The organism is Geobacillus sp., from assembly GCF_017515625.1.
Classification (GTDB): Bacteria; Bacillota; Bacilli; order Bacillales; family Anoxybacillaceae; genus Geobacillus; species Geobacillus stearothermophilus.
This window is the reverse complement of sequence record NZ_JAFWFM010000100.1, coordinates 1-1,636: the sequence shown is the minus strand read 5'-3', so window position 1 is coordinate 1,636 and position 1,636 is coordinate 1. Positions and strand designations below refer to the sequence as shown.

Genomic DNA, 1,636 nt, shown 5'->3' with positions numbered 1-1,636 from the left:
CCGCCTTTCTCATTGGCGGGGCGCTCGGTCTTTACGATATTCATCGCTGGCTCGCTGACTTTGGAACGAATTTAAACGATAACGCCCCGATCGATATCGATCCGTTTGTGCCGCCGATTTTCGGAGAAAACCGGATCGCCAACTTTACGACGTTCAGCTATTTTGCGACCGGTGCGTATCTCGTCGGTGCCGCGTTCGTTTGCCTGCTCGTTCCGCTATGGAAGGAGAGAAAAACATGAAGCGATGGCTGCTCATTTCCTTGTTCATTTTTTTCTTTTTCGATGTTCCGAAAGAAGCGGCTGCCGGCCAGACGCTGCAGCAACTGATTGACGCTGCTCCGGCACACGGCACGATTCGCCTCACAGGCCAAACGTACATTGGCGATATTGTCATCGACAAACCGCTGACCATCATCGGCACAAAAGGCACGGTCATTCAAGGAAGCGGGCGCGGCAATGTGATTTCGATCAAAGCGCCGCATGTCACCATTACACATGTGACCGTCACGAACAGCGGAAAAAGCCGGATCACGCAAGAGGAATACGCCGGCATCAAAGTTTATTCCGATTATAATACGCTAGAACACATAACGGTAAAACAATCGTTTCATGGCATTTACTTGAGTCAGGCGCATCACAACCGGATTGCCAACGTACGGGTGATCGGCGAACAAAACGGAGAAATCGCCGGACAAGGAAATGGGCTGCACATTTATTATTCTAATTTTAATGAGCTTGAACATAACACCATTATCGGAACGAGAGATGGCATCTTTTTTGACTACGCCAATCATAACGTCGCCAAAGGAAATGAAGTGTCTCACACCCGTTACGGGCTTCACTACATGTATTCGGATGATAACGCGTTTGATGACAATACGTTTATGCTTAATAACGGCGGGGCGGCGATCATGAACTCGAACCGGATTGTCCTGAAAAACAACCGCTTTTTCTTCAACAAAGGAATGCGCTCGTTTGGGTTGTTGCTGCAGATGGCAAATGACAACCGGATCATTGGCAATACGTTTTATCAAAACGAGCGGGGATTGTATATTGATCAGTCGAACGATAATTTTTTGCAGCGAAATGTCTTTTTGCAAAATGAGATCGGCATTGAGCTTTGGTCGAGTTCACAGCGGCAAACGTTTACGGAAAACCGGATTTGGAAAAATACGATTGCTGTCGCGCGCCTTGGCGGCGGGGACAGGAATAGGTGGGATTTTCGCGGGGTTGGCAACGACTGGGGCGGCGAAGCGGCGTTGCTTGATTTGAACCAAGATGGGAAAGGGGATTCCCCGTTTCGCTATGCGTCCTCCTTTCATAAGTTAGCGGAAGAAAATGAACTGGCGTATTTGTTTTTGTCGTCGCCGAGCTTAGGTGTCTATGAGGCGATCAACGAATGGCGGCAGACAGACGAAGTGATGGCGGTCGATCATGCGCCGCTTGTGAAAAAGACCATATCAGCCGGCTGGTGGTGGGGACTGCTCGGCTTTGGAGCCATCGCGGTGATCGTGCCGAAAAGGAGCATTCCCGTTAGGAGCTTTTCCGGGGACTTGATCAAAAAAAGCCCTCTTGGTATGATACAGGGGTGTCAACCACATCACTCACCATACCAAGGAGGACTTCAGATGAATTGT

1 protein-coding gene and 1 pseudogene are annotated in these 1,636 nt (G+C 49.4%); both read left to right on the top strand.

Features of this window, described 5'->3' with window-relative positions:
- Positions 1-239: pseudogene (locus IKE44_RS06295) on the top strand (hypothetical protein); the annotation flags it as partial.
- On the top strand, positions 236-1,636 hold a 1,401-nt coding region (locus IKE44_RS06290; RefSeq protein ID WP_287465346.1), incomplete at its 3' end, for a nitrous oxide reductase family maturation protein NosD. The pseudogene IKE44_RS06295 and the gene IKE44_RS06290, both read left to right, overlap by 4 nt.